Genomic DNA, 2,922 nt, shown 5'->3' with positions numbered 1-2,922 from the left:
GCCCCAGGACACCGGCGCCGACCCCGCCCGGCCCGTGCTGACCGTCCGCGACCTGACCGCCGCGCACGGCACCACCACCGTGCTGCGCGCCCCGCACCTCACCCTCGGCGCCGGCGAGTGCCTCGCCGTCGTCGGCCGCTCGGGCAGCGGCAAGACCACCCTCGCCCGCTGCCTGGCCGGACTCCACCACGACCACACCGGCGAGATCCTCCTCGACGGGACGGCCCTCCCGCGCAGCCTGCGACGCCGCGACCGGGACCGGCTCGCCGCCGTGCAGTACGTGTTCCAGGACGCCCGCGCCGCCTTCGACGAGTTCCGTCCCGTCCTCGCCCAGGTCGCCCGCACGGCCGTCCGCCTGCGCGGCACCGACGAACACACCGCGGCCGACGAGGCGTTGACGACCCTGGCCCGGCTCGGCCTGCCGGAGGATCTCGCCCACCGCCCGCCCGGCGCCCTCTCCGGCGGCGAACTCCAGCGGGCCGCCCTAGCCCGCGCCCTGCTCGCCCGGCCCCGCGTCCTGATCTGCGACGAGATCACCTCCGGCCTCGACACGGTCACCCGGCGCGGCATCCTCGACCTCCTGGCGGGCCTCCTGAGCGACGGTGACGACCTCGCCCTCGTCCTGATCACCCACGACCTGGACACCGCACGCCTCGCCCACCGCATCGCCGTACTGGAAGCGGGGGTAATCGTCGAACAGGGTCCGGCGGAACGGATCCTGACGGATCCTCAGCACCCCTTCACCGTCTCGCTGATGGAGACCACGGCACGTCTGGGGGCGGCGACGCGTCCCTGACGGGCGTCAGGGGGTCGGGATTCCCGCCGGGCGGGCCGGGCGGCCCAGGCGCACCGGCACGCCCGGCGAGTACAGGACACTGACCGGCGCCCCCTGCGGCGCCGGCAGTCCGGCCGCGACGACCAGATCCTCCTCGCAGACGAGCAGCTCCGCCCGGTGCAGGGGCCAGCGCGGATGGTCGTTGGGCAGATAGGCGGCGCCGCCGAAGAACGCGTTGTGCATCCCCCAGCGCGCGGTCAGGAAGTGCTCAAGCTCCGTGGGCTCCTCGATGCGTTCACCCCGGCGCACCACGATCCGGCTCGACGCACCGCGCGGCCCCGGCCACCGGCGCGCACTCGTGTAGGCCACGGTGTCGCCGTCCGCGCGCACCCGCATCCGCGACCACAGATACGGCAGCCGGAAGCCGACGCGCCCCATCACGACCGGGATCAGCCGCGCCGCGTCCATCGACCGGAACACCACCCCGCGCCGCCCGTGCCCGTCCACCGAGTACAGCCGCACATTGGTCTCCGGGAACGATCCGAGATACGGCACCCCCGGCAGCCGCAGCCAGCCCACCCGGTGCATCCGGAAGGCCACGAGACCGACGTACGTCGACCCCTCGTGCACATCGGGAACGGTGCCCGACGGCAGGAGTCCCGCCACCGTATCCGGCGCCACCGCCCAGTGGACGAAGCACAGATCGAGCCACTGCTGCGTCAGCAGCGGCATCCCGACGGGGTCGGGGGCGTCGGGCGTCACGGAGGCGGGCTGCAGCACGGCGCCAGAATGACAGACGGCCGGTGACGCCCCGTACGCCGCCCCTGCACCGACAGGACGAATCCCGGGCGTGGAATCCGGCCCGGGGTGCACCCGTGCTGTGTAATGCCGGGGCAGGCCACGGACGTGGACGTGGCCTCGGACGGGGAGGTGGCGGGATGGCCGGACGGGTGCGCGGCACAGCGGTCGCCCTTGTGCTCGCGGTCGCCGTCAGTGGGTGCGGCGCGGTGTCGGAACGGCGCGACGACGTACGCGCCGCCACGGTCGCCTTCGAGAAGGCGCTCGGCGAGCGTGACTACGCGCGCATGTGCGAGGGCCTCGCCCCGGCGACCGCCGAGGAAGTGGAGCAGTCGGCCGGCGCTCCCTGCGCACAGGCGCTCGGCGAGGAGTCCCTGAAACCGGGCGGCGCCGTGCGCGTGGTCGACGTGTACGGCAACCAGGCGCGGGCGGTACTGGCCGACGACACCCTGTTCCTCTCCCACTTCTCCGCCGGTTGGAAGATCGTGGCCGCCGGCTGCACCCCCCGCCCGGGTACCCCGTACCAGTGCCAGATCAAAGGTGGGTGAGCCCGTGAGAACCATGTTCGTCACCATCCTGCTGATCGTCGGGGTCGGTCTCGCCTACCTCGCCACGCTGGGACTGATGCAGCGATGAGCGGGCGCACCGCCGGTACCCGTCCAACCGAACGCGGCAGCATCCGGGGCTTCCTCAAGGACAACGGGCTGGGACTGTTCTTCACCCTCGCGTTCCTGCTGACGGTGGTCGGGCAGGCGTTCGCCGGACAGGCCGACTTCAACGACCAGCTGGCCGCCGACCAGCTCCAGTCCGTGGGCTTCCTCGCCTATGTCACCTCGTCCGACTTCGCGGTCGACGTGGCGGAGAACTGGCAGTCGGAGTACCTGCAGTTCTTCCTCTACATCGGGGTGACGGTCTGGCTGCTCCAGCGCGGCTCCCCGGAATCCAAGGAACCGGGCAAGTCCGGCACGGAGTCCGACAAGGACCAGCTGGTCGGCGAACACGCGGTGAAGACCTCACCGAAGTGGGCGGCGGCCTCCGGCTGGCGGCGCACCGTGTACGCGAACTCCCTGCTGCTGGTCATGGGCACCATCTTCCTGCTGTCCTGGCTGGTGCAGTCGATCACCGGCGTGGCCGCCTACAACGAGCAGCGCCTGCGCCAGTTGCAGGCCCCCATGAGCTGGGCCGACTACCTCGGTGCCGCCGACTTCTGGAACCGCACCCTGCAGAACTGGCAGTCCGAACTCCTGGCCGTCGCCTCCATGGCGGTGCTCTCGATCTACCTGCGCCAGCGAGGCTCACCGGAGTCCAAGCCGGTCGGCGCGGCACACGACGCCACCGGCGTCGAGGGC

At 72.3% G+C, this 2,922-nt stretch carries 4 protein-coding genes; 3 read left to right on the top strand and 1 reads right to left on the bottom strand.

The window, feature by feature from the left end:
• Nucleotides 1–796, top strand: a 796-nt coding sequence (locus BZL64_RS37185) for an ATP-binding cassette domain-containing protein (protein ID WP_143663431.1), incomplete at its 5' end; no start/stop codon positions are given.
• Nucleotides 797–802: 6 nt separating this feature from the next.
• On the opposite strand, the gene BZL64_RS37180 is transcribed toward BZL64_RS37185, so the two are convergent.
• A complete protein-coding gene (locus BZL64_RS37180) occupies nucleotides 803–1,507 on the bottom strand; it encodes a YqjF family protein (protein ID WP_167396260.1) in 705 nt (234 codons plus the stop codon).
• Nucleotides 1,508–1,713: 206 nt separating this feature from the next.
• Here BZL64_RS37180 and BZL64_RS37175 point away from each other — a divergent pair, with 206 nt between their 5' ends.
• Complete coding sequence (locus tag BZL64_RS37175; protein WP_086773408.1) at nucleotides 1,714–2,121, top strand: hypothetical protein; 408 nt, start codon at nucleotides 1,714–1,716, stop codon at nucleotides 2,119–2,121.
• An 84-nt stretch (nucleotides 2,122–2,205) separates the two neighbouring features.
• On the top strand, nucleotides 2,206–2,922 hold a 717-nt coding region (locus BZL64_RS37170), incomplete at its 3' end, for a DUF6766 family protein (protein WP_086773407.1).

This window comes from Streptomyces bobili (assembly GCF_002154575.1).
In the GTDB taxonomy this organism is placed as follows: domain Bacteria; phylum Actinomycetota; class Actinomycetes; order Streptomycetales; family Streptomycetaceae; genus Streptomyces; species Streptomyces bobili.
Note: the sequence above shows the minus strand (reverse complement) of the source record. Positions and strands in the feature narration are given on the sequence as shown.